Here is a 23,042-nt window from a genome sequence, read left to right as displayed (position 1 = left end):
GGAAACAGCATCGTCTGAATTCGAAACGACGGCGTAACGAGTGTGAGGGAACCCTTTACGGTGACCGATCGGTTACCGGAAAATTCTTTGAAAATTTTATCGGAGCGCATCGCGGCGGGACGCGCGCGATACGCGCAAGCCGCCAGCATCGGCTGCGGGTGAGACCGGTTCCGCCGTCGGCCCGCGCAAAGCCGGTCGGCACACGCACCAAGATCCGGAGCAATGGATCCCGACGGCAGGTCCCGTGGAGTGCTCCCGGGACGGGGCGCCTCGATAGGGATGCGATCTCTGTCGCGTCCACCTGCAGAACCGGCGAAGCTGTCTTCTCGTTGCGGGCACGACTGTCTTGAATCGGCGGCCGCCGACTGCAATCTGTCGCCCTGTCGCAGCCGGGCAACAGCATCAGGCCGGCGTGGTGCGTGGGCTATGGCGGGCGTTCGCGCGCCGACATCCAGGCCAGCGCGAGATAGGCCGCAAGCATCACGGCCTCGAGCCCGACCACGGTGAGGCTGCCGCCATAGATGGCAGGAAACATCAGCTCGATGACCGCCATCGACACCACGGTGGTCAGCCAGACCACGGCGCCCCACGGCGTCGCGAGCCAGAGGCCGACAGCGGCGACGAGCTCGATGACGGCAAAATAGATCGTGGCGGTCTGCCAGGCCATCGACTGGTTCTCGAAGGCCTCCTCCTCGCCGCCGACGAAGCCGGTCACCTGGGCCCAGTGATAGAGGCCCTTGGCGACCGAAACGACGGCCATGATGCGCAGGAAGATGACGAGACGCCGCGTCCACGCATTGTCGTCCGGCTCGATCCGGTCCGACGAGATCGCGCTCACCGAGATGGCGTTGTCCCGGGCCTGATCGCGTGTCGAGGTGTCAGACATCCGAATCGCCGCATGGCAGCTGCAAAATGGGGTTCATGGCGCAGTCTTGGCCCGCCGGGGACGCAAAATCAATTGCCGTTGCGGCAAATCAAGGTCGCTTGGGGCGCAATGACGGCGCCCCTGCGAGATGCTAGGAGTAGACTTATATCAGGTCCAGACCAGCCGTCCCCGGGGAGAAGACAACATGGCGATCAAATTCGGGCGCCCGATCGAATTGCGCGACACGCCGCGGCGCCAGACCGATGCCCTCGCCTCGCCCTCGCTGGACCTTGCGATCCGCATGCGCCGCAATCGCAAGTCGGAATGGGCGCGCCGGCTGGTGCGCGAGAACGTGCTGACCACCGACGACCTGATCTGGCCGATGTTCGTGGTCGATGGCCATAACACCCGCACGCCGGTGGCCTCGATGCCCGGCGTCGACCGGCTCACCGTCGACCAGATCGTGCGCGACGCCGAGCGCGCCGCAAAACTCAACATCCCCTGCATCGCACTGTTTCCCTTCACCGAGCCGGCGTTGCGCGACGAGCAAGGCTCGGAGGCGCTCAATCCCGACAATCTGGTCTGCCAGGCGGTGCGCGCGATCAAGAAAGAGTTTCCCGACATCGGCGTGCTCTGCGACGTCGCGCTCGATCCCTTCACCAGCCATGGCCATGACGGACTGATCGAGGATGGCAAGATCCTCAACGACGAGACGGTCGCGGTGCTGGTCAAGCAGGCGCTGACCCAGGCCGAGGCCGGCTGCGACGTGATCGCGCCGTCGGACATGATGGACGGCCGCATCGGCGCGATCCGCGAGGCGCTCGACGACAACGGCTTCGGCGACGTGCAGATCATGTCGTATGCCGCGAAATACGCCTCCGCGTTCTACGGCCCGTTCCGCGACGCGATCGGCTCGGCCAAGACGCTGACCGGCGACAAGCGCACCTACCAGATGGACAGCGCCAATTCCGACGAGGCGCTGCGCGAGGTCGAACTCGACATCGCCGAGGGCGCCGACATGGTGATGGTCAAACCCGGCATGCCCTATCTCGACATCGTCCGCCGCGTGAAGGACCATTTCGCGATGCCGACCTTCGTGTACCAGGTGTCCGGCGAATACGCGATGATCGCGGGCGCCGCCGCCAATGGCTGGATCGACGGCGAGCGCGCCATGATGGAAAGTCTGGTCGGCTTCAAGCGCGCCGGCGCCGACGGCATCCTGACCTATTTCGCGCCGAAGGCCGCCGAGAAGATCAAGGCGGAATCCTAGACTAGGTCTGGCCCGCGGCCGGTGCTGTCGGATGCGGGCCGCACAGCGGACGCAGGGCGTCGCGCTGCTGCTGCGACAGCACGGTTAGCGGATAGATCGGCTCACCGGTCTCGCGCCTGAAGAACGGATGCGGCCACGCCTTTCCGCGCAGGCGCCAGCCCAGCACCCTGCCAATGGCGCGCGCGATCAGCCCCAGGTTCAATCCGGTCGAGCCCTTTGGCGCCTCGCCGACCGCGTATTTCCCTTGGATCGCGCCGATCGGCTTGCCGAACGCTTCATCGGCGCGCAGCGCGCCGCCGTCGAACGCCTGCGCGACAATTCCGACGAACGGGACCGATGGCCTTAGCGTATTGCCGACCGGCGTGTTGCAGCACGTCGTGTGCCAGCGGAACAGGCCCTTCGGCGTCAGCCGCACGCCCGCAATCTTGTCCTGGCCCTGCACGAAACTCAGCGACGACGGCGCGATCTGGACGATGTCGGTGCCGCCATGTGCGTCGAGCAGATCGGCGCGGCCTAGCTGGTGCATGAACGCCTGGCAGTCGTCGCAGTAACAGGTCACGCGATTGGCCGATTGGGGCGACGGGTTCGAGACGACACCGAAAACCTCTCCGCACCTGCAGCGCAGCCCGATCCGTGTGCTCATGGGTTCCTCTCGGCTTGCCGTACGCAACATACACGTTCCGCGACCGCCTATGGCCGCCGAATCGCCGGAATATTTCGGCTAGTTAATGTTCGCCCAGACTTGGCAGGCGCCCGTCCTGTTCCCATGTCCTGCGCGGGTGTTTCATCGGAGGTTGGTCATGTCTTACGGCAGTGACGGTGGTGCGTGGCGCAACGACGGCGGCGTTCCCCCGCATGCGTTCGATCCATCGATAGAGCCGGAACTGTTCCGCGGCGTGCTGACGCGCCGCGTCTTCGCGTTCCTGATCGACCTCTTCGTGCTGTCGGTGCCGGTGATCCTCGCCGTGATCTTCATTGCGGTGTTCGGCCTGGTCACGCTCGGCCTCGGCTGGGCGCTGTTCTGGCTGGTATCGCCGGCTTCGATCGTCTGGGCCATCGTCTATTACGGCGCCTCGATCGGCGGCCAGCATTCGGCCACCATCGGCATGCGCATGATGGATCTGGAACTGCGCACCTGGTACGGCGCCCGCGGCTATTTCGTGCTCGGCGCCACCCACGCGGTGCTGTTCTGGGTGACGATCTCGTTCCTGTCGCCTCTGGTGCTGCTGGTCGGGCTCCTGAACGGCCGCCGCCGGCTGCTGCACGACATCATCCTCGGAACCGTCATTATCAACAGCTCGGTCCGGACCCAGGTCTCTCCGGCCGCGCGGGCCTCCTATTAGGCCCGCCTAAACCAATTGACCGTTAGCCTCCGGGGGGCGATGCTAACTCGGCTGCCTGTATTGTTTGTGGAGCCCGACGATCAGACGTGACCCAGCACTCGCGTGATACCCCGCAGTTCTATCTGACGGCGCCCTCACCCTGCCCCTATCTACCGGGCCGGCACGAGCGGAAGGTTTTCACGCACCTGGTCGGCGACAAAGCGGGCGATCTCAACGACTTGCTGACCCATGGCGGCTTCCGGCGCAGCCAGTCGATCGCCTACCGTCCGGCGTGCGACCAATGCCGGGCCTGCGTCTCGGTCCGGGTGGTCGCCAACGAATTCCGCCCCTCCCGCAATTTCCGCAAGGTTCTCGCCCGCAACGCCGACATCATCGGCGAGCAGCGCACGGCGGTGCCGACCTCGGAGCAATATTCGGTCTTCCGCGCCTATCTCGACCGCCGCCACCGTAACGGCGGCATGGCCGACATGACCGTGCTGGACTACGCGATGATGGTCGAGGACAGCCATGTCGAGACCCGGATCATCGAGTACCGCAAGCGCAATGCCGACAGCGCGATCACCGGCCGCGGCGACGAGCTGATGGCGGTGGCGCTGACCGACGTGCTCAGCGACGGGCTGTCGATGGTCTATTCCTTCTTCGAGCCGGGGCTCGAGGCCCGCTCGCTGGGCACCTTCATGATCCTCGATCACATCGCCCGCGCCCGCCGGCAGGGTCTGCCTTACGTCTATCTCGGCTACTGGATCGAAGGCTCCAAGAAGATGGACTACAAGGGTCGCTTCCTGCCGCAGCAGCGGCTCGCCCCGTCAGGCTGGCTGCGCGTCGACGCGTCAGGCGAAGGGCTGGCTGAGCCGCAGGACTAGCGCCTGGTGAGATTGGGCTAAGCTGCTACGGCGTCGAAACTTCACCTCTCCCTTGGGAGAGGTCGATTTGCGCAGCAAATCGAGTGAGGGGTTAAGGTCTACCGAGGGAGCAAGGGCCCTCACCCGGATTGCTGCGCAATCCGACCTCTCCCCGGCGGGGAGAGGTGAAACAAGACCGCGCCAAGTCGATTCAACTAAAGCTCATTCCGCTATAGAGCGCTCGCGCTAGGTACCGAAGATCGTATCGAACAACAGCTTCAGGTTCAGGATCACGATCAGGCCGGCGACGATCCACGCCGCCACCGCGACCGGCATCGAGATCGCGAGCGCGCCCATCTTGCGCTTGTCGGACACGAAGCGCACCAGCGGGATCACCGCGAAGGGCAGCTGCATCGACAGCACCACCTGGCTGAACACCAGGAGCTGCGCGGTGCCGCTCTCGCCATAGAGCGCGGCGACCACGATCACCGGGATGATCGCGATGCCGCGGGTCACCAGCCGCTGCAGCCAGTCGGGCAGCTTGAGGTCGAGAAAGCCCTGCATCACGATCTGGCCGGCCAGCGTTGCCGTCACCGTCGAGTTGAGGCCGGAGGCGAGCAGCGCCACGGCAAACAGCGTCGAGGCGATGCCGAGCCCGAGCAGCGGCGACAGCAGTTCGAACGCCTGGTCGATCTCGGCGACGTCGGAATGGCCGCTCTTGTGGAAGGTCGCGGCCGCCAGCACCAGGATCGCGGCGTTGACGAACAGCGCCAGCATCAGCGCGATGGTGGAATCCGTGGTCGCCCATTTGATCGCGTCGCGCCGCCCCTCCTCGGTGCGCGGATAGGCGCGGGTCTGCACGATCGATGAGTGCAGATAGAGGTTATGCGGCATCACGGTGGCGCCGATGATGCCGATCGCGATGTAGAGCATCTCCGGATTGGTGACGATCTCGCGCGACGGCATGAAGCCGCCGAGCACGCCGGCGATCGGCGGCGCGGCGGCGGCGATCTGCACCGCGAAGCAGACCGCGATCACGATCAACAGCGCGATCACGAAGGCTTCGAGGAAGCGGAAGCCGCGGTTCATCAGCAGCAGCAAAAGGAACGCGTCGAGCGCCGCCAGCAGTGCGCCGCCGATCAGGGGAATGCCGAACAAGAGCTTGAGCGCGATCGCGGTGCCGATCACCTCGGCAAGGTCGCAGGCAATGATCGCGGCCTCGCAGGCGAGCCACAGCAGCAAATTCACCGGCCGCGAATAGGTCGCACGGCAGGCCTGCGCCAGATCGCGATCGGTCGCGATGCCGAGCCGCGCGGCAAGCGCCTGCAGCAGGATCGCCATCAGGTTGGAGAGCAGGATGACCGACAGCAGCGTGTAGCCGAACTTCGAGCCGCCCGCGAGATCGGTGGCCCAGTTGCCGGGATCCATGTAGCCGACCGAGACCAGATAGCCCGGGCCGGCGAAGGCGAGCAGCCGGCGCCACCAGACGCCTGCACTCGGCACCTGAACGGTCGCGTTCACCTCAGGCAGGCTGCGCGCATGGCCGGCATCATCGCGCCAACCGCCGGGCGCGGCGTTGGAAACAGAAACGGGAGACATATCAGGAGTCCGAGCGTCCATCGCTCAAGGATGGCCGATCTCTCCCGTTATTGCAACTCATTTGCAACTGCATCTGGGCTCACGGAAATGATACCGGCCGCCAACCTTGTAAAGCACTGAGGAAGTGCTTTACGTTGGACGCATGATCAAACTTCCCGTCGAGACGCCAACCGCAACGCTGCGCTACGCCCTCGCACCCGACCCGTCGGGCATCGAAGCGATCGAAGCGACCTTTGCGGCCTATGACCGGATGATGGCTGTTCTCGCCGAGGTCGCGCCCGTCGGCGCCAACCTCGTCTCGCTGCACGCCCAGGCCTATGAGCGGATCCGCAAGGAAACGGGCCTGCCCGCGCGCCTCGTCACGCTCGGCCTGCGCGACCGCGCCAACTACATCGCGGGCGCCGCCGTCCGCCGGATACCGCTCGACGACAAGTTGTTTGCGATCAAGGGTCCAACTTCACTGACCATTAGCACTGTCAGCGGACGCGTGTTGGTGCCGTTCGACGTGCCGGGATATGTCTCTGGCTGGGAAAGCCCCTTCCCGGCGCATTTGATCTCGGATGGTCGCGGCTACGAAATCCACATCGCCGTCAAATCGAAATCAGCACAACCGGAGGAGAAGACCATGCTTCACGAAGGCATCCTTGCACGTATGGGCCGGCTTCTTGCCGCCATCGCGAGCCAGACCATCGACAATGTCGAGAACAACAACAAGGTCGCGCTGGTCAAGCAGGCGATCCGCGAGATCGACGCCGGCGCCGACGAAGCGCGCTATGCGCTCGGCAAGTCGCGTGCCGAAGAATTCCGCCTGAAGAGGCGTCGCGAGGAACTGGATACCGAAACCGCTGGTCTGAAGGAGAAGATCCGTCTCGCACTTGCGGAAAATCGCGAGGACCTCGCGCGCGCCGGCGTCGCACGGCAAATTGATCTGGAGTCGCAGGTGATCGCGCTGGAACGCGCGATGGATTTCATCGAGCTCGAAATCGATGAGCAGACCAAGGCACTGCAGGCCATGCTCGGCGCGCGCCGCGAGGCGGAGGCGCGATTAACCGATCTCGAACAAAGTCTGGTCCGCGAGGCCAGGGACGAAACCAGCCGGGGCCCATCGACGACCAATACATTGAGTGCTGAACGCGCCATGGCGGCGATCGCCCGGGTGACCGGTGTTCCCGCTTCCAGCGTGCTCGGCGACAAGGAGCTTGACGAACTCGATCGCCTGCACCGCGAAAAGGAAATCGCGGCGCGGCTTGAAAGGATCAAGTCAGAAAAATGAGTGCAGTTGGCGACATCCTGCTCGCCCCCGACGTACGGCCCTTCGCGGTCGCGGCTGCGATCATGGTGGCACTTGGCGGTATCGAGTTGCTCACCACCATGGTCGGACTTTCGATCAGCGAACTCATCGGCAAGGAGTTCGCGGTCGAGGCCGAGAGCCACAATGCTCTCAGTGGCCTGTTTCTCTGGATCAACGCCGGGCGGCTTCCCCTCCTGATCCTGATCATCCTGGTACTTGGCATATTCTCGATCGGAGGCTTTCTGCTCCAGGGACTGGCGCATGCCGCAGGCACCGCCATCCCGGTTTCCATTGCCGCCGTGGTTGCCGCCGCAGGCAGCATTCCCGTGATCAGAAACACCAGCCGCGGCCTCGCCCGCATCATTCCGCGCGACGAGAGCTATGCGGTCAGCGACAGCGACTTTGTCGGCAAGGTCGCCACCGTGTCGGTCGGCCCGCTCGATCAGGGCCTGCCGGGCCGGGTTCGTCTCAAGGATGTCTTCGGCAACTGGCACACCGTGTCGGCGCGTGCCAGCGCCGAGTCCGAGGCATTGCCGGTCGGCGCCAGCGTGCTGCTGGTCGACCGCGACGCCAAAAGCTTCATCGCGATATCAGCTCCAGCCGACCTGGTCGAACAACAACACTCTTCCAACAGGGCATAACACATGTGGGAACTTGCTATACCCGTCGCTATTGGCGTCCTTGCCATTCTCGTTATCGGTCTGCTGTTCGCAAAGCTTTACAAGCGCTCGACGCGCGACGAGGCCTATGTCCGCACCGGCCTCGGCGGCCAGAAGGTGGTGCTCGACGGCGGCTCGCTGGTGCTGCCGATCTTCCACTCCACCGCTGCGGTAAACCTGAAGACCTTGCGGCTCGAGGTCGCGCGCGGCGGCCCGGACTCGCTGATCACCAAGGACCGCATGCGCGTCGACATCGGCGCCGAGTTCTACCTGCGCGTCAAGCCCGATAGCTCCTCGATCGCCCTCGCTGCGCAGACGCTCGGCAACCGCACCAACGACGCTGCCGAGCTGCGCGAGCTGGTCGAGGCCAAGTTCGTCGACGGCCTGCGCTCGGTCGCCGCGACCATGAACCTGGAAGAGTTGCAGGAGCAGCGCGCGACCTTCGTCAAGGCGGTGCAGGACGCGGTCGGCGCCGACATCCAGAACAACGGCCTCGAGCTTGAATCGGTGTCGCTGACCCGGCTCGACCAGAGCGACATCAAGCACTTCAACCCGAGCAATTTCTTCGACGCTCACGGTCTGACCACGCTGACCAAGATCACCAAGGAGCGTGAACAGGAGCGCAACCAGATCGTCCGCACCACCGAGGTCAATATCGCCCAGCAGGACCTGGTGGCGCGGCAGACCACGCTGACGATCGAAAGCACCAAGCGCGAGGCCGAGCTCGCCCAGCAGCGCGACATCGCCAACAAGACCGCGGCGATGCGCGCGCAGACCGCGCAGGTCGAGCAGACCGCGTTGCAGAACGAGGCCGAATACCGCATCCAGCAGGAGCTCGCGGTCGCCAACAAGCAGACCGAGGCCAACCAGGCCCGCGACACCCGCAAGATCGAGGCCGATCTCGCGGTCAAGCGCCGCACCACTGAGACCGACCGCGAGCTGCAGATCGTGGCGCAGGAAGCCGCAATCGCGGTTGCGACCAAGAGCAAGGAGCAGTCGGAAGCCCAGACCATCGCGGAGACAGCGCGCGCACTCGCGATCGCGGCCGAAGAAAAGGTGACCACCGCCCGCGCCACCGAGGTCGCCGAACGCGACAAGATCATCAACGTGATCGCCGCGCGCAAGGTTGCCGAGACCAATGCAATGCCGATCACGGTGATGGCGGAAGCCGAGAAGCAGGCTGCGGCCAACAAGGCCGAGGCCACCAACGTGCTGGCGAAAGCCGACGCCAACGCAGCCACCACCCGCGCCGCTGGCGTCAAGGCACTCGGTCAGGCCGAGGCAGAAGTTGCGACATTGAAGGCGGAGGCGCGCAACAAGCTGAGCGCCGAGATGATCGACTACGACCTCAACCTCGCCCGCATCAACGTGATCCCGAGCGCGCTCGCCGAGGCGGTGAAGCCGATCGAGAAGATCTCCGACATCCGGATCTTCGACACCGGCAGCATGCTCGGCCGCGGCGGTGCCAACGGCCATGGCAACGGCAATGGCGGTCTCGGGCTCGGCGACGGGCTCGCCGCGCAATTGCTGTCGGTCTCGGCATTCAAGCCGATGATCGACAAGATCCTTTCGGAGGCCGGCTTCCCGGCAGGGTCCGATGCGCTGACCAGCCTGACCAGCGCGCTGGCGCAGCGCAAGGCCGAGGCCGCCGCGGCTCCCGCGGTCAGTGACGATGCCCGGCCGGCCACGCTGGTCGGCACCATCACCGGCCAGCTCGCACCGGGACCCACGCCGCAGTAACGGGCTTTAGGCGCATGAAATCGATGCGGTTCAGACTGAGCCGATCTGACGGCAGACACGCTCGACCTCTCCCGCTTGCGGGGGAGGTCGGATCGCATCGCTAGATGCGATCCGGGTGGGGGCTCCCTCCACGACACGACTCGCTGTGAGAGCCCCACCCTGACCCTCCCCCGCAAGCGGGAGAGGGAATGCAGCTTCGATGCGGCGACTGAACCCAACCTGACTTCCTCTGGAAAGGCTCACCGAATCCTCGGCGGGCCTTTGTTTTTGCGTTATCGGGAAACGGGTGGGATCGGACGTCTTCCAACCACACACTATGGCCAGATCGAATTTTGCCAAGGATTCTGCCATGTCCGCCGATACGCCTCGCCTGCCGGCCACCTTCAATCGCCTCGCCTGGTCCAACCTTGCCGCGCAATCGGCCGAGCAGATCGCGCTTGCAGCTGCGCCCATCGTCGCCGTGCTGGTGCTCGGCGTCGGCGAAGGCCAGACCGGCCTGCTGCAGACCGCGCTTACGCTGCCCTTCATCCTGTTTGCAATTCCCGCCGGCCTACTCGCCGATCGCGTGTCGCGGCGCTGGGTCATGGCGGGCTCCGAGGCGCTGCGCGCAGTGGCCCTTGCCGCGATCCTGCTGTTGCTCTGGCTCGGCGCGATGACCTTGCCGTTGCTCGCTTTGCTCGGCTTCATCGCGGTCTGCGGCACGGTTGCCTACAGTGTCGCTGCTCCTGCGCTGGTCCCGTCACTGGTGACATCGCAGCAACTCCCAGCCGCCAACGCTCGCATCGAGCTGGCGCGCACCGTCGCGTTCGCCAGCGGTCCAGCACTCGGCGGCGTGCTGGTCGGCTGGGTCGGCGCCGCGCCCGCATTCGGCTTCGCCGCGGCGCTGTCGGCGATCGCGGTCGTGCTGCTGGCCGGCCTCTACGAGCCGGCGCGTGCGCCCGCACCGCGGCGCCACCCGTTGCAGGACATCAAGGAAGGCGCTATTTTCGTGATGCACCATGCCTTGCTGCGGCCCGTCTTCATCACCCAGTTCATCTTCAACACCGCCTCGTTCCTGCTGCTCGCCGTGTTCGTGCCCTATGCGGTGCGCCACCTCGGGCTCAGCGCCACCGGCGTCGGCACGACACTTGCGATGTATGGGGTCGGCATGGTGGTCGGCGCGCTGTTCGCCACCCGTGTGATGAAGCGGCTGGCGTTCGGCACCGTGATCGGGCTCGGCCCCGTCACCGGCCTGGTCGCCTCGCTCGTGATGGCGTTGACGACCTGGATTGCCACGCCGCTGCTCGCCGGCCTCGGCTTTTTCCTGCTCGGCGTCGGCCCGATCCTGTGGGTGATCTCGACCACCACGCTGCGGCAGTCGGTAACGCCGCCCTCGCTGCTCGGCCGCGTCTCGGCGATCAACATCATGAGCTACGGCGCCCGCCCGCTCGGCTCCGCGCTGGGCGCCATCGTCGGCGGCCTGTACGGTGCCGAAGCCTGCCTCTACCTCGCAGCCGCGATCTTCGCCGCCCAGGCGCTGGTGATCCTGCTGTCGCCCGCGGTGTCGCTGACGCGGCAGCCGGACATGGTCGGCGAGCCTGCGCGCTGCTGATCAGCTCGCCAGATACCGCTCATACTTGCCGCCGACGACCTCGTCGGCGGCAACCGCCGGATCCAGCGTATAGAGATCCTGCGCGTGGCTGATGCCGCGCAACACGAAGCGGCCGGTGGAAACCAGGTAGTTGCGGCCGGCGGCATCCAGCCCGGTGCGGAAATCGGTCGAGGTCAGCAATTCGCGGTCAACCGAGGCACACATCGAGGCGATCCGGCTGACCTCGTTGACGGCGGGCCCGACCACGGTGAAGTCGAGCCGGTCCTCGCTGCCGATGTTGCCGTAGAAGACTTCGCCGACATGGAGGCCGACATAGGCCGTGGTGGTCGGCCGGTTCTCGTTTTCGCGGCGATCGTTCAGCACGCGGATGTTATGGCGGAATCTGTGCTCGGCACGCAGTGCCGCGCGCCTGGCGCTTGCCATGTTCTCGCTGGTGAACATCGCCAAGACGCCGTCGCCGATCAGCTTCAGCACCTCGCCACCCGCGTCGTGGACCGCGTCGATCGAGGCCTGCGCGTAATCGTTGAGGAACGGAATGATCTCGTCAGGGCCGATGCGCTCGCTGATCGCGGTCGAGCCGCGCACGTCGGAGTACCACAGCACGGCCTTGATCTTCTCGGTGATGCCGCGCTGCATGCGTCCGCGCAGCACCTGCTCCGCCGTCTCGCGGCCGAGATAGACCCGACCGAGCGTGCGGGCGATCTCGACCTGCGCCGCCGATTTGATCGCGAGCCCGAGCACCGGCACCAGGTCGCGCAGCGCGGCCATGTGGTTCTCACCGAAACCGTCCGAATGCCGGGTCGTGTAGTAGGAATAGAAGCAGTCCATCTCGCCGATCGTGCCGGCCTCGCCGAAGCGGTGCACGAACGCCGCGAAATGCTTGTGGCCCTTCTCGGCGAGGTCGCCGATCATCGAGAAATCGTGTGGCGCGGCGAGGTCGATCACCATCTCGTCATGGCCGTTTTCGAGCATGTGGTGGAACGCCGACTGCCGCCACTTCTGGCCGGCTTCGCCGGTACTGGTCGAGCCATATTCGAAGATGTCGGCCTCGTTGCTCTCGCCGTCGTTCCAGCGGAAGCCGCGCCCCTCGAAGATCGGATGCAGGGTGTCGATGAAGACGATGGCCCGCGACAGCGGCATGCCGGCGGCCCGACAGCGCTCGCAGAAGCCGCGCAGCAGGTCGTTCTCCGGCAAGCCCGTCAGACCCTGGCGGACCAGCCAATTCATGAGGCGCAAACGGGGCGTCAGTTCCATCAATGGATTATGCCGGGCAATTGGTGCGGGAGGAAGGGCTGGTCGTCGCGCGACAGATGCGGATGCCAACGCGGCATTGCAAGGCAGCCCGCCTCACCATTTCGCAGGGAACAGCGCAGCCCGAGTCGGCGATTCCGCTTCACTTTGCCTTGGCCTTCGCGCACAAGGAGCGCATGGACAACGATGCCGGCCCGCAAAATCCGATCCGACGCCTCCTGCTATGGGCGATCACCCCGCCGCAATCCTATGGGGTCTATCTCGGCGGCATCATCCTGGTCTACGCCCTGTCGTTCTATGCCGGCACGCTGAAACCGAAACACGTTCCCCCCGCTCCGCCGGTGACCACGCCGTCCGCCCCGCACAGCTGATCAGGCCGGCTTGGCCTCCGACGTCGCGATCCAGATTCCGGCGCAGACCGCGATCAGGCCGGCGACCAGACTGACCGTGATCGGCTCGCCGACCAGTTGCTTGGCCAAAAGCCCGGCCGCGATCGGGTTGACCGTCATGGTGTTGGCGACGCGGGTCGGTGAGGCCCGCTCGAGCGCCAGCACCCACAGGATGAAGGCCAGCGCACCACCGGCAATTCCAAGATAGAGCCCGGCGATCCATTGCGATGCGCCGAACGCGCGGAGCGTCGCCAGGCTGCCGCTGAACGCCCCAACCGCCACCAGCGCAGCCGCACCCGCGCCCATGCCGACGGCAAGGAAGCCGAGCGCGCTGGAGCGGCGGATCAACGGTCGCGACAGCACGTTGTAAAACGCCATGCAGAGCACGGCGGCGGCCATGATCAGCTCGCCGCGCCATGCGCCCGGTGGCGCCGCCGACAGCCCGGATGCGAGCGCCGCGGCGACGCCGAGCACCGCAATCGAGACCCCGGCCGATTTGCGCATCGTCAGCGGCTCGATGCCGAGCACGGCGCCGACCACCATGGTGGAGAGCGGCAACGTCGCCAGCGCCAGGCTGGCACGTGCCGCCGTCGTGTAGGACATCGCGATGTTGTAGAGCACGAAGAACACGCCGAAGAAGGCGATGCCGAGCGCCGCGACCGCCGGCCAATCCCCGCGCCGCGGCCATTTCGCCCCGAGCAACACCGCAGCGGGAAGCACGCAGAGGAAGCCGATTGCCCAGCGTAGGATCGCAAGCGTGATCGGGTCGGCGTTACCGGCCAGATACCGCGTGATCGCCGCTGCCGTGCCGCCGAGGCAGCTCGAGACCAGAGCCATCGCTACGCCGATCCACTCCCCCATTCCGCCCTCATGCGTTTCGCACTCGCTTGTGGCATCTTGCAAAGCGAAATCGTTCCGGCAACTACTTCACAGGTACTCATGTCGCAGCAGCGCGATTTTGCAGCCAGCCTGCGCTGGTGGCGGCAGCGCAAGGGCCACTCCCAGCTCGAGCTCGCCGGTCGCGCGGACATTTCGCAGCGCCATCTGAGCTTCCTGGAGCTCGGCCGGGCCGCGCCGAGCCGCGACATGGTGATCCGGCTTGCCGCGGCGCTCGACGTGCCGCTGCGCCAGCAGAATGCGCTGTTGGTCGCGGCCGGCTTCGCGCCGGTCTGGCGGCAAACCGACCTTGCCGCGCCCGAGCTCGCCCAGATCCGCCACGCGCTGGATTTCATTCTGGCACAGCAGGAGCCATTCCCTGCGGTCGTGGTCGACCGGCACTGGAATCTGCTGCTTGCCAACGCCGGCGCGGTACGGCTGGTGGAATTCCTGGTCGGGCCGCTGGTATCAGGCACACCGGTCAACCTCGCCGACGCGCTGATCGCTCCCGGCGTGCTGCGGCCCTGGCTCACCAACTGGACCGAGGTCGCCGGCTACTTCGTCCGCAGCGTCGAGGCCGATGCGGCCGCCGACGGCACGTCAGCGACGGCGGACCTGCTGAAGCGCCTGCTGGCCTATGACGGCGTCGAGGCCGCGTTGACCGCGCCGCCGCCAACATCCGGGCCGGTGCTGCCGATGTTGTTCCGCAAGGGCGACGCGCGCCTGCAGCTGTTCACGACAATCGCAACGCTGGGGACGCCGCAGGACGTCACGTTGCAGGAACTGCGGATCGAGAGCTTCTTTCCGATGGACGAAGCGACCGCGCAGATTTTTCGAGACTGGTCGAGTGCCGCCAAAGCAGCTCAGTCGTAGAACTCCGGCGACAGCTTCAGCCCGTCGCGCTGCGCCTTGTCGTGGTTGATCCAGAGCTGCGCCTTCTCCTTGGTCAGCGTGTCGGCGATCTTCTGCATCGAGGCCAGCGTCTGCTCCTTGCTGGCGTTCAGGCTCGGCACGCGCCGGTTGTCCCAATTGTCCTTGAAGTGGACGGCGTCGCCGGTCAGCACGACCGCGCCGCTTTTCGGCAGCTTCACCAGCAGCGACTGGTGGCCGGGCGTGTGGCCCGGCGTCGCCAAAATGGTGACGCTGCCGTCGCCGAACACGTCGCGATCACCCTCGAGCTTGGTGACCGGATGCTCGGGCTTGAAGCGCGGCGCGTCGTTGACGCCCGGCCAGTCATACTCCGCCTTCTGCACGTACAGCATCGCGGCCGGGAACAGCTCGACATTGCCGATGTGATCGGGATGGGTATGCGAGACGGCGATCGCCTTGATGTCCGACGGCTTCACGCCGAGCTGGTCGAGCTGCGCGGCGAGCGTCTTCGGCCGGTGCCACGCGACGGCTTTGGGATCGGCCGGTGCAAGGCCGTTCGGCATCGCGGCTACCGCGTCGGGAATGCCGGTGTCCCACAGGAACCAGCCCTGCGCGTGCTTGATCAGATAGCAATTGTCGACGAAGTCCATCGACTTGCCTTCATTGACGCCGGGCGACCAGCGTGAAATGTCGCCGGCAACGCCCTCGCCGCAGTTGAGGATGTAGAGCCGTTCGACGCCTGATTTCGCCGGCTGGGCGTCCGCATACGGCATCGCGCCCGCGACCCACAGCGAAAATGCAAGACCGATTGCCTTCTTCACGTTGGCCTCCGTTGATCGAGCCGGTTACTTAAGCGCGCGCAGCCGCAATGTGCCGTCTCGTCCGCAACCGCGGAAGAGGTCGGCATGAGGCAATCGATCAATTGAATGCGAGCGCGCGCCGCCGCCTAGACCATTTCCGCGGGCGCCAGCCGGCAGGTCTCGCTGCTGATCTCGACCTGCAGCGTTGCGTGGTGGATGCTGAACCGCTGCGAAAGCTCGGCGCAGACGCGATGCAGGAAGACATCGTCGTGTCCTCCGGGCCGCACCAGATGCGCGGTCAACGCGGTCTCGCTGGTGCTCATCGCCCAGATGTGCAGGTCGTGCACCTCGGTGACGCCCTCGAGCGCGGCGAGATAGTCCCTCACCCGCTTGAGGTCGATCCCCTTCGGCACCGCGTCGAGCGCGAGGTTGACGCTGTCGCGGGCAAGCTCCCAGCCGCTCAGCAGCACGACCACCGCGATGGCGAGGCTGATCGCCGGATCGAGCCATTGCCAGCCGGTCGCCATGATCAGGAGCGCGGCGATCACGACGCCGAACGAAACGCCGGCATCGGCCGCCATGTGCAGATAGGCGCCGCGGACGTTGAGGTCGCTGTCGCGGCCGCGCATGAACATGAGCGCAGTGCCGCCATTGATCAGGATGCCGAGCGCCGCGACCCAGACCACGGTCCAGCTCGCGACCTCCGCCGGCTCGCGGAAGCGGTTGATTGCCTCGACCGCGATGCCGCCGACCGCGATCAGCAGCAGCCCGGCATTGAACAGCGCCGCCAGGATCGAGGCGCGGCGATAGCCATAGGTGTGGGTATCGGTCGGGCGCCGGCCGGCGAGCCACGCCCCGCCCCAGGCCAACAGCAGCGCGATGACGTCGGAGAGATTGTGAACCGCGTCGGAGACCAGCGCCAGCGAGTTGGCGGAATAGCCGAAGATCAGCTCGGCAACGACGAAGGCGGTGTTGAGCGAGGCGCCGATCGCAAAGGCCGTGCCGAAACTGGCGGGCGCATGGCTGTGCCCGGCATGGGAATGTCCCGCGTGGGAGTGGCCAGCATGGGACTGGTTGTGAGAATGACCGCTGTGGTCATGGTCGTGGTCGTGATGATGCGCCATGGCAACCGTCGCCCGTGATCGTTGGCGACGGTTATAGCGCGGCGAAATGTGGATACTATCACACCGCGCTGGTCGTAAGCGTAGCCCGGATTTCGCTGCGCGCCATCCGGGCTACAATTCCACTACTCCACACCGCGGTTGAACTTGTTCGACTTGGGCAGGCCGTGGGCGAGCCGGCCGGCGTCGGCGCGGTTGCCGCGCCAGTCGGCCAGTTCCTTCATGCTCATGCTGTGCTCGCGGCCGGCGGAGTCCTTCCAGGTCAGGCCGGTCTTGGCGTCGAACACCGCAACGTCGGACAGCTCCGAGCTGGTATATTTCTGCAGCCGCACGCCGCGGCCGCGCGCCATCTCCGGCACCTGGTCGAGACCGAACAGCACCATCTTGTGGTTGGTGCCGATCACGGCGACGGTATCGCCGAGCACGGTCGTGATCGCGCGGGCCTCGTTCGGCATCTCGACATTGAGCACCTGCTTGCCCTTGCGGGTGTTGCCGACGCAGTCCTCTTCCTTGACGACGAAGCCCTGGCCCTCGCTGCTCGCGATCAGGAACTTGCGCTCGCCCTTGTTGACGAACAGCGAGATGATCGCGGCGTCCTGCTCGAGGTCGATGAACATGCGGATCGGCTCGCCATGACCGCGGCCGCCCGGCAGTTTTGCGACGTCGAGCGAGTAGAACTTGCCGTTGGTGGCGAACAGCAGCAGCTTCGAGGTGGTCTCGGCAAAGAACGAGTGCTCGAGCTTGTCGTCGGTCTTGAAGGCAAGCCCCGAGAGATCCTCGACATGCCCCTTCAGCGTCCGCACCCAGCCCTTCTCGGAGATCACGACGGTGCACGGCTCGCGCTCGACCAGCGCTTCCTCGATCGCGGCGAGATCGTGCTCGGGCGCATCGTCGAAGGTGGTGCGGCGCTTGCCGAGCGGCGTCTTCGGCCCGAAGATGTCGCGGACCTTGCGGACCTGATCGCCGACCTTGGCCCACTGCTCGGTCTCGGAGGCGAGTAGCCCCTCGACGCCCTTCAGCTCCTTGCGCAGATCCTTGTCCTCGGTGCGGATCTCCATCTCTTCCAGGCGGCGCAAATTGCGCAGCCGCATGTTGAGGATGGCGTCGGCCTGGATTTCGGTGAGCTTGAAGGTCTTGATCAGGACCGGCTTCGGCTCGTCCTCGGTACGGATGATCTTGATCACCTTGTCGAGGTTCAGATAGGCGACGAGGTGGCCGCCCAGCACTTCCAGCCGGTGCTCGATCTGCGTCTTGCGAAAGTTGGAGCGGCGGATCAGCACGTCGCGCAGATGGTCGAGCCATTCGCGCAGGCACTCGGCAAGGCCGACCACCTTCGGGATGCGGCCCTTGATCAGCACGTTGAGGTTCAGCGAGATCTTGCTTTCCAGCTCGGTCAGCCGGAACAGCGACTCCATCATCAGCGCCGGATCGACGGTGCGCGACTTCGGCTCGATCACGAGCCGAACGTCCTCGGCCGATTCGTCGCGCACGTCGGCGACCAGCGGCAGCTTCTTCTCGTTGATCAGCTCGGCGATCTTCTCGACGATCCGCGACTTCTGCACCAGCCACGGGATCTCGGTGACGACCACCACCCAGGTGCCGCGCGCGCCCTCCTCCTGGGTCCAGCGCGAGCGGGTGCGGAACGAGCCGCGCCCGGTGGTGTAGGCCTCGACGATCGCTTCCTTGGAATCGACGACGATGCCGCCGGTCGGGAAGTCCGGGCCCTTGACCCATTTCAGCAGCGCCTTCGACTTGGCGTCGGGCTTCTCGATCAGGTGCAGCGCGGCGTCGCACAGTTCGGCGGCGTTGTGCGGCGGGATCGAGGTCGCCATGCCGACCGCGATGCCCTGCGCGCCGTTGGCGAGCAGGTTCGGGAAGCCGCCCGGCAGCACCACCGGCTCTTTCGACTGGCCGTCGTAATTGAGGCGGAACTCGACACCGTCCTCGTCGATGCCGTCGAGCAATAGCCGCGCGACTTCGGTCATGCGCGCTTCGGTGTAGCGGTAGGCGGCCGGATTATCGCCGTCGATATTGCCGAAATTGCCCTGGCCGTCGACCAGCGGATAGCGCGAGGAGAAATCCTGCGCCAGACGCACCATGGCGTCATAGATCGCCTGGTCGCCGTGCGGATGGAACGAGCCCATCACGTCGCCGACGATCTTGGCCGATTTCTTGAACGCGGCGCGCGGGTCGAGCCCGAGCAGGTCCATGCCGTAGAGGATGCGCCGGTGCACCGGCTTCAACCCGTCGCGGGCATCCGGCAGCGCGCGATGCATGATGGTCGAGAGCGCATAGGCGAGATAGCGCTCCTCGAGCGCATCACGCAGCGGCACCTCGTGAATTTCGGCCGGCTTTTCCGGCGGTATCTGTCGTTTTCCCATGGGGAGGCGTTAAACCCTGGCGGTGAATCGGGCAAGCCGCGAATCACCGCGAATTTAGGTTGCGAATCGGCCCTACGGAATGGCCGTCCGGCCCCGCCGCCGGGTCACGGCGTTGATGAATCCGTCGCGGGCGTCGGAATGGCCCTGCCCGCGCGGCTCCAGCACGTGGCGGAGCAGGAACAGGCCGGTGATCGTAAAGCCGTCGCGCAGGTCCTGCTCCGACCAGCTGTTGGCGCCGCCCTCGCCTTCGCGCAGGAATGCCGGCAACGGCAACAGCCGGTCGCGCCACGGCTCGCCGGCGGCCCGGGACACCGCGCCGCCGGATTTCGGCGACACATAGATCAGGTCGGTGGTCTCCCCGGTGGCCGCGCAGTTCTCCAGATCGAGCCCGAAGCCGAGCTCGGTCAGCATCGCCAATTCAAACCGGATCAGGTGCACGGCGGCAATTCCGGCGTCGTCGAAATCGTCGAGCGTCCCTTGCAGCATCTCGTAGATGTCTTCATGCGGATCGCGCTCCGGCAGCAGCCGGGCCAGCGCCGCCAGATGCGTGACGCCATAGACGGCGTGCGACGATGCGAGCAGCGTCGCCGCCCGCAGCCTTGTGCCCTCCAGCGCGTACATCCCGAGATGCTCATCGAGCCGGGCCCGCCACACCGCGGTGACGCTGTTGCCGGGCTGCAGCAGCGGGCGCATCCGCGAGCCGGCACCGCCGCGCACCAGGCCGAGATGGCGGCCGTGCTCGCGGGTCAGGAGCTCGACGATGGCGGAGGATTCGCCATGCCGCCGCACCCCCAGCACGATGCCTTCGTCGGTCCATTCCATGTGCTAACTATACCGCCAACCGGTCCGATACTGAAGTTGTCGACCTATGCGGGACGATCGTAATGGCTAGCCTCATCGGCGACTTGATCGCCGGCGTGCTCGAACTTGTATTCTGGGCGGTCTGGGAAATGCTTCCTGTGCTCTGCTTCTTCACCGCGTTTGCAGTGGTGTTTGCCGCAACGCTTGGCAAGGTAACCATCGAACGCCCCGACGGCAGGATCGGCTGGACAGGTACTCCCGGAATCAGTCGCTCGCCTCAGGGCCGGATGATCTTGTCAGCTTCGCTCGGCGTCATCGTCGGCTTCGTCTTCTGGGTTATCGTCGTGAGCGGGATCGTCATCTTCCACGCGTACCGATCGTGAGGTCTGCCCCCTACGCGTTGAACCAGCCCTGTGCGTCACCGGTGAAGGAATAATACAGTCCGAGCGCCGCCAAGGCGTGGGAGACGACCTGGATCCCGTTGTCGATTTCGACGCCGTTCGTGACGATGTCCTGCAACAGGCCGACCGCCGACAACACCAGCGCGACCAGCAAAACCCAGCGCGGCCAGTTCTTGCGGTATCGCGCCGCAAGGAAGACAAAAAAGGTGAACAACAGCAGAAAGCCGGCATCGAGCAAAGGCAGTGAGGTCACCGTCTGCGATGTCAACTCTTCCTTCGGAGTGCGATCGCTGAACGCCGCCGACAGCGCGTCAAGGAGCAGCGTCGCATACAGCAGCACCTCAAACCACAGCACGTTTCGGGGCACGTTCATCGCCAACGCCGGTCTTATTCCTCGGGGAAATCCAGCCCCATTTCCTTGTAACGGTCGGGATCGTCGCCCCAGTTCTCGCGCACCTTGACGAACAGGAACAGATGCACCGGCACGCCCATGATCTCGGCGATCTCGGCGCGAGCCTGCGCGCCGATCGACTTGATGGTGGCGCCGCCCTTGCCGAGCACGATCTTGCGCTGGCTCTCGCGCTCGACAAAGATCGTCTGCTCGATCCGGATCGACTTGTCCTTGCGGTCGGTCCAGCTGTCGGTCTCGACCGTCGACTGGTACGGCAATTCCTGATGCAGATGGCTGTAGATCTTCTCGCGTGTGATCTCGGCCGCCAGATGCCGCATCGGCGCATCCGACATCTGGTCTTCGGGATAGAGGAACGGTCCCGCAGGCACCAGCTTGGCCAGCGCCTGGCGCAGATCGTCGACGCCGTCGCCCGACAGCGCCGAGATCATGAAGGTGTGCTCGAAGCGCATCCGCTCATTGGCGGCCTGCGCCAGCGCCAGGAGCTTCTCGCGCTGAACCAGGTCGACCTTGTTCAGCACCAGGATCTTCGGGTGCGCGACGGTCTCGAGCTTGGCCAGGATCGCGTTGGCCTCTTCGTCGATGCCCGACTTGGCATCGAGCAGCACGCAGACCAGATCGGCGTCGTGGGCGCCGCTCCAGGCGGTCGAGACCATGGCGCGGTCGAGCCGGCGCCGCGGCGCGAAGATGCCGGGCGTATCGACCAGGATGATCTGCGCGTTGCCCTCGATCACGATGCCGCGGATCAGCGCGCGCGTGGTCTGCACCTTGCGCGACACGATGGTGACCTTGGAGCCCACCAGCGCGTTGACCAGCGTCGACTTGCCGACATTGGGTGCACCGATCAGCGCGACGAAGCCACAGCGCGTCGCGTCTCCCTGCCCTTTGGTCTCGTCAGTCATTGGTACCGACGCCTTCACGCTCGATCATCGCGGATGCTGCTGCCTTCTCTGCCGCGCGCTTGTTGCCGCCGAGGCCCTCGGCGGAGGCGAGGCCCGGCAGATCAACCGCAACGCGGAATTGTGGATCATGGTGCGGGCCGGTGCGTTCGACCTCGCGATAGACCGGCGTCGGCAATCCCTTGCCTTGCGCCCATTCCTGCAACACGGTCTTGGGATCGCGCAACGGCCGGCGCAGCTTGTGCATCCGCTCGGTCCAGTTGCGCTCGACGAACTGGCGCGCGGCCTCGTAGCCGCCGTCGAGGAAGATCGCGCCGATCACCGCCTCGCAGATGTCGCCGAGCACGGATTTGCGCAGCCGCGCGCCCTCGACCGCCTTCACCATACCGAGCTTGATGTCGTCGAGCAGCCCGAGCGACTTGGCGACGTCGGCGCAGCTCTCCTTGCGCACGAGGTCGGCGAGCCGCTTCGACAGTTCGCCCTCATCGGCCTTCGGAAACGCCCGGAACAACATGTCCGAGACGATCAGCCCGAGCACGTGATCGCCGAGGAATTCCAGCCGCTGGTAGCTGTCGGCGCGGTTGCGAGTGGCCGGCTTAAGCGCGGAGACGTGGGTGAACGCGGTGGTCAGCAGCGCAGCGTCGGCGAACGTATAGCCGATCCGCGCTTCGGTGCCTGCGATCGCGGCCTTCGCTTCGGCAGCCTTGGCCGCCTTGCTGCGTCGCTTCTTCGGCGCGGCCGTGCTCTCGGCGGCAGACGTCTGGCTCGGCTCGCCGGTCGGCGCTTGATCGTTGATGGCTGCGGTATCGTCGTTCATCGCACGATGGAGAATAGGCGATTCCACCGCACCGCGAACGGCCAGCGCCAGACCATCCAGGCCTGCTCACCCTCGGCGATCGAGAAGAAGATCATCTGGGCGCGCCCGATGATGTTCTCGAACGGCACGTAGCCGACCTGCGACAGGAAGCGGCTGTCGGTCGAGTTGTCGCGGTTGTCGCCCATCATGAAGAAATGTCCGGGCGGAACGGTGTAGACGATGGTGTTGTCCATATAGCTGTTGTCGGTGCAATCCAGCGTCTCATAGCTGACGCCGTTCGGCAGCGTTTCCTTCCAGCGCTTGACCCGGGCAGTGGCATCCGCCGAGCCGCAGGGGTCCTCGCCGACGAAATCGCTCAGCCGCTCGCGCTTGATCGGCTCATCGTTGATGTAGAGCAGCCCGTTCTTGACCTCGATGCGGTCGCCCGGCAGGCCGACGACACGTTTGATGTAGTCGGTGGAGTCATCCCGCGGCAGCCGAAACACCACGATGTCGCCGCGGTTCGGCTCCGAGCCGAAGATACGGCCCGAGAAGATGTTCGGCGAGAACGGGATCGAATAGTGGCTGTAGCCGTAGGAATATTTCGAGACGAACAGATAGTCGCCCACCAGAAGCGTCGCCTTCATCGACCCCGAAGGGATGTTGAACGGCTGGAACAGGAAGGTGCGGATGACGAGCGCGATCAGAAGGGCATGGATGACGACGCGGATGGTCTCGCCGAAGCCGCTTTCAGTTTTGGTCCCGGTGGTCACGCTCATTGCTTTCCCAATTCCCGTGGGCCGATGTCCACGCGGTGGCAGAACGTTCTCTTCGCGCGAAGCGTCAGG

23 protein-coding genes are annotated in these 23,042 nt (G+C 65.5%); 10 read left to right on the top strand and 13 right to left on the bottom strand.

Annotation, left to right across the window (positions count from 1 at the left end):
- Window positions 1–424: 424 nt before the first annotated feature.
- Window positions 425–886 carry a DUF6163 family protein gene (locus tag ACTUWL_RS32040; RefSeq protein WP_021078382.1) on the bottom strand — a complete coding sequence of 154 codons (462 nt, stop codon included), beginning with the start codon at window positions 884–886 and terminating at the stop codon, window positions 425–427.
- A gap of 184 nt (window positions 887–1,070) precedes the next feature.
- On the opposite strand from ACTUWL_RS32040, the gene hemB reads away from it, so the two are divergent.
- Window positions 1,071–2,135: a porphobilinogen synthase gene (gene hemB, locus ACTUWL_RS32035; RefSeq protein WP_021078381.1), complete on the top strand. Its 1,065-nt coding sequence runs from the start codon at window positions 1,071–1,073 to the stop codon at window positions 2,133–2,135.
- Between the two features lies 1 nt (window position 2,136).
- Here the strand turns inward: hemB and ACTUWL_RS32030 are convergent, their stop codons facing one another.
- Window positions 2,137–2,778: a DUF6151 family protein gene (locus ACTUWL_RS32030; RefSeq protein ID WP_021078380.1), complete on the bottom strand. Its 642-nt coding sequence runs from the start codon at window positions 2,776–2,778 to the stop codon at window positions 2,137–2,139.
- A 157-nt stretch (window positions 2,779–2,935) separates the two neighbouring features.
- Here ACTUWL_RS32030 and ACTUWL_RS32025 point away from each other — a divergent pair, with 157 nt between their 5' ends.
- Window positions 2,936–3,478, top strand: a complete 543-nt coding sequence (locus tag ACTUWL_RS32025) for an RDD family protein (protein ID WP_021078379.1) — start codon at window positions 2,936–2,938, stop codon at window positions 3,476–3,478.
- Between the two features lie 86 nt (window positions 3,479–3,564).
- Window positions 3,565–4,341 carry an arginyltransferase gene (locus ACTUWL_RS32020; RefSeq protein ID WP_021078378.1) on the top strand — a complete coding sequence of 259 codons (777 nt, stop codon included), beginning with the start codon at window positions 3,565–3,567 and terminating at the stop codon, window positions 4,339–4,341.
- A gap of 225 nt (window positions 4,342–4,566) precedes the next feature.
- Here ACTUWL_RS32020 and ACTUWL_RS32015 read toward each other — a convergent pair whose 3' ends face one another.
- Window positions 4,567–5,940 carry an Nramp family divalent metal transporter gene (locus ACTUWL_RS32015; protein ID WP_035650946.1) on the bottom strand — a complete coding sequence of 458 codons (1,374 nt, stop codon included), beginning with the start codon at window positions 5,938–5,940 and terminating at the stop codon, window positions 4,567–4,569.
- A 121-nt stretch (window positions 5,941–6,061) separates the two neighbouring features.
- Between ACTUWL_RS32015 and ACTUWL_RS32010 the strand changes: the two genes are divergently transcribed.
- The 4 genes from ACTUWL_RS32010 to ACTUWL_RS31995 all read left to right on the top strand — a co-directional run bounded on the left by ACTUWL_RS32010 (window position 6,062) and on the right by ACTUWL_RS31995 (window position 11,200).
- Window positions 6,062–7,192, top strand: coding sequence for a PspA/IM30 family protein (locus ACTUWL_RS32010; RefSeq protein WP_021078376.1), 1,131 nt, complete (start codon window positions 6,062–6,064; stop codon window positions 7,190–7,192).
- Window positions 7,189–7,851 carry an OB-fold-containig protein gene (locus ACTUWL_RS32005; protein ID WP_021078375.1) on the top strand — a complete coding sequence of 221 codons (663 nt, stop codon included), beginning with the start codon at window positions 7,189–7,191 and terminating at the stop codon, window positions 7,849–7,851. Before ACTUWL_RS32010 ends, ACTUWL_RS32005 begins: the two co-directional genes overlap by 4 nt.
- A gap of 3 nt (window positions 7,852–7,854) precedes the next feature.
- Window positions 7,855–9,609: a flotillin family protein gene (locus ACTUWL_RS32000; protein WP_021078374.1), complete on the top strand. Its 1,755-nt coding sequence runs from the start codon at window positions 7,855–7,857 to the stop codon at window positions 9,607–9,609.
- A 349-nt stretch (window positions 9,610–9,958) separates the two neighbouring features.
- Entirely contained in the window at window positions 9,959–11,200 is a 1,242-nt protein-coding gene (locus tag ACTUWL_RS31995) for an MFS transporter (RefSeq protein WP_021078373.1), read from the top strand.
- Here the strand turns inward: ACTUWL_RS31995 and ACTUWL_RS31990 are convergent, their stop codons facing one another.
- Entirely contained in the window at window positions 11,201–12,454 is a 1,254-nt protein-coding gene (locus tag ACTUWL_RS31990; RefSeq protein ID WP_021078372.1) for an adenylate/guanylate cyclase domain-containing protein, read from the bottom strand.
- Between the two features lie 173 nt (window positions 12,455–12,627).
- Between ACTUWL_RS31990 and ACTUWL_RS31985 the strand changes: the two genes are divergently transcribed.
- Window positions 12,628–12,822: a hypothetical protein gene (locus ACTUWL_RS31985; protein WP_035650980.1), complete on the top strand. Its 195-nt coding sequence runs from the start codon at window positions 12,628–12,630 to the stop codon at window positions 12,820–12,822.
- Here ACTUWL_RS31985 and ACTUWL_RS31980 read toward each other — a convergent pair whose 3' ends face one another.
- The gene (locus tag ACTUWL_RS31980; protein ID WP_021078370.1) at window positions 12,823–13,701 is read right to left on the bottom strand and encodes a DMT family transporter; all 879 of its coding nucleotides are present in this window, start codon (window positions 13,699–13,701) and stop codon (window positions 12,823–12,825) included.
- A gap of 78 nt (window positions 13,702–13,779) precedes the next feature.
- Between ACTUWL_RS31980 and ACTUWL_RS31975 the strand changes: the two genes are divergently transcribed.
- Entirely contained in the window at window positions 13,780–14,589 is an 810-nt protein-coding gene (locus ACTUWL_RS31975; RefSeq protein WP_021078369.1) for a helix-turn-helix domain-containing protein, read from the top strand.
- On the opposite strand, the gene ACTUWL_RS31970 is transcribed toward ACTUWL_RS31975, so the two are convergent.
- From ACTUWL_RS31970 to recO, 4 genes are all read right to left on the bottom strand, one after another.
- A complete protein-coding gene (locus ACTUWL_RS31970) occupies window positions 14,580–15,359 on the bottom strand; it encodes an N-acyl homoserine lactonase family protein (RefSeq protein ID WP_106940213.1) in 780 nt (259 codons plus the stop codon). The two genes, ACTUWL_RS31975 and ACTUWL_RS31970, sit on opposite strands and share 10 nt — an antisense overlap.
- 173 nt (window positions 15,360–15,532) lie before the next feature.
- Complete coding sequence (locus ACTUWL_RS31965; protein ID WP_021078367.1) at window positions 15,533–16,510, bottom strand: cation diffusion facilitator family transporter; 978 nt, start codon at window positions 16,508–16,510, stop codon at window positions 15,533–15,535.
- A gap of 122 nt (window positions 16,511–16,632) precedes the next feature.
- The gene (gene parC, locus ACTUWL_RS31960) at window positions 16,633–18,888 is read right to left on the bottom strand and encodes a DNA topoisomerase IV subunit A (protein ID WP_021078366.1); all 2,256 of its coding nucleotides are present in this window, start codon (window positions 18,886–18,888) and stop codon (window positions 16,633–16,635) included.
- Between the two features lie 72 nt (window positions 18,889–18,960).
- Window positions 18,961–19,710 carry a DNA repair protein RecO gene (gene recO, locus ACTUWL_RS31955; protein ID WP_021078365.1) on the bottom strand — a complete coding sequence of 250 codons (750 nt, stop codon included), beginning with the start codon at window positions 19,708–19,710 and terminating at the stop codon, window positions 18,961–18,963.
- Between the two features lie 62 nt (window positions 19,711–19,772).
- Here recO and ACTUWL_RS31950 point away from each other — a divergent pair, with 62 nt between their 5' ends.
- On the top strand, window positions 19,773–20,072 hold the full coding sequence (locus ACTUWL_RS31950; protein ID WP_021078364.1) for a hypothetical protein: 300 nt from the start codon (window positions 19,773–19,775) through the stop codon (window positions 20,070–20,072).
- Between the two features lie 10 nt (window positions 20,073–20,082).
- Here the strand turns inward: ACTUWL_RS31950 and ACTUWL_RS31945 are convergent, their stop codons facing one another.
- From ACTUWL_RS31945 to lepB, 4 genes are read right to left on the bottom strand one after another with little or no spacing between them, the layout of a single operon-like run.
- Window positions 20,083–20,463, bottom strand: coding sequence for a hypothetical protein (locus ACTUWL_RS31945; protein ID WP_021078363.1), 381 nt, complete (start codon window positions 20,461–20,463; stop codon window positions 20,083–20,085).
- 14 nt (window positions 20,464–20,477) lie between these two features.
- Window positions 20,478–21,401 (bottom strand): GTPase Era, encoded by a 924-nt coding sequence (era, locus tag ACTUWL_RS31940; protein ID WP_021078362.1) that lies wholly within the window; start codon window positions 21,399–21,401, stop codon window positions 20,478–20,480.
- Window positions 21,394–22,215: a ribonuclease III gene (gene rnc / locus ACTUWL_RS31935; protein WP_021078361.1), complete on the bottom strand. Its 822-nt coding sequence runs from the start codon at window positions 22,213–22,215 to the stop codon at window positions 21,394–21,396. The genes era and rnc overlap by 8 nt, the downstream gene beginning before the upstream one ends.
- Window positions 22,212–22,973 (bottom strand): signal peptidase I, encoded by a 762-nt coding sequence (lepB, locus tag ACTUWL_RS31930; protein ID WP_021078360.1) that lies wholly within the window; start codon window positions 22,971–22,973, stop codon window positions 22,212–22,214. Before lepB ends, rnc begins: the two co-directional genes overlap by 4 nt.
- Between the last annotated feature and the right edge of the window lie 69 nt (window positions 22,974–23,042).

It is taken from the genome of Bradyrhizobium sp. WCU1 (assembly GCF_053474805.1).
This window is presented reverse-complemented; position numbering and strand designations above follow the sequence as displayed.

Coding starts and splice junctions, on each gene's coding strand:
- ACTUWL_RS32040 (WP_021078382.1), bottom strand. CDS start 886: ATGTCTGACACCTCGACACGCGATCAGGCCCGGGACAACGCCATCTCG.
- hemB (WP_021078381.1), top strand. CDS start 1,071: ATGGCGATCAAATTCGGGCGCCCGATCGAATTGCGCGACACGCCGCGG.
- ACTUWL_RS32030 (WP_021078380.1), bottom strand. CDS start 2,778: ATGAGCACACGGATCGGGCTGCGCTGCAGGTGCGGAGAGGTTTTCGGT.
- ACTUWL_RS32025 (WP_021078379.1), top strand. CDS start 2,936: ATGTCTTACGGCAGTGACGGTGGTGCGTGGCGCAACGACGGCGGCGTT.
- ACTUWL_RS32015 (WP_035650946.1), bottom strand. CDS start 5,940: ATGGACGCTCGGACTCCTGATATGTCTCCCGTTTCTGTTTCCAACGCC.
- ACTUWL_RS32010 (WP_021078376.1), top strand. CDS start 6,062: ATGATCAAACTTCCCGTCGAGACGCCAACCGCAACGCTGCGCTACGCC.
- ACTUWL_RS32005 (WP_021078375.1), top strand. CDS start 7,189: ATGAGTGCAGTTGGCGACATCCTGCTCGCCCCCGACGTACGGCCCTTC.
- ACTUWL_RS32000 (WP_021078374.1), top strand. CDS start 7,855: ATGTGGGAACTTGCTATACCCGTCGCTATTGGCGTCCTTGCCATTCTC.
- ACTUWL_RS31995 (WP_021078373.1), top strand. CDS start 9,959: ATGTCCGCCGATACGCCTCGCCTGCCGGCCACCTTCAATCGCCTCGCC.
- ACTUWL_RS31990 (WP_021078372.1), bottom strand. CDS start 12,454: ATGGAACTGACGCCCCGTTTGCGCCTCATGAATTGGCTGGTCCGCCAG.
- ACTUWL_RS31985 (WP_035650980.1), top strand. CDS start 12,628: ATGGACAACGATGCCGGCCCGCAAAATCCGATCCGACGCCTCCTGCTA.
- ACTUWL_RS31980 (WP_021078370.1), bottom strand. CDS start 13,701: ATGGGGGAGTGGATCGGCGTAGCGATGGCTCTGGTCTCGAGCTGCCTC.
- ACTUWL_RS31975 (WP_021078369.1), top strand. CDS start 13,780: ATGTCGCAGCAGCGCGATTTTGCAGCCAGCCTGCGCTGGTGGCGGCAG.
- ACTUWL_RS31970 (WP_106940213.1), bottom strand. CDS start 15,359: ATGCCGTATGCGGACGCCCAGCCGGCGAAATCAGGCGTCGAACGGCTC.
- ACTUWL_RS31965 (WP_021078367.1), bottom strand. CDS start 16,510: ATGGCGCATCATCACGACCACGACCATGACCACAGCGGTCATTCTCAC.
- parC (WP_021078366.1), bottom strand. CDS start 18,888: ATGGGAAAACGACAGATACCGCCGGAAAAGCCGGCCGAAATTCACGAG.
- recO (WP_021078365.1), bottom strand. CDS start 19,710: ATGGAATGGACCGACGAAGGCATCGTGCTGGGGGTGCGGCGGCATGGC.
- ACTUWL_RS31950 (WP_021078364.1), top strand. CDS start 19,773: ATGGCTAGCCTCATCGGCGACTTGATCGCCGGCGTGCTCGAACTTGTA.
- ACTUWL_RS31945 (WP_021078363.1), bottom strand. CDS start 20,463: ATGAACGTGCCCCGAAACGTGCTGTGGTTTGAGGTGCTGCTGTATGCG.
- era (WP_021078362.1), bottom strand. CDS start 21,401: ATGACTGACGAGACCAAAGGGCAGGGAGACGCGACGCGCTGTGGCTTC.
- rnc (WP_021078361.1), bottom strand. CDS start 22,215: ATGAACGACGATACCGCAGCCATCAACGATCAAGCGCCGACCGGCGAG.
- lepB (WP_021078360.1), bottom strand. CDS start 22,973: ATGAGCGTGACCACCGGGACCAAAACTGAAAGCGGCTTCGGCGAGACC.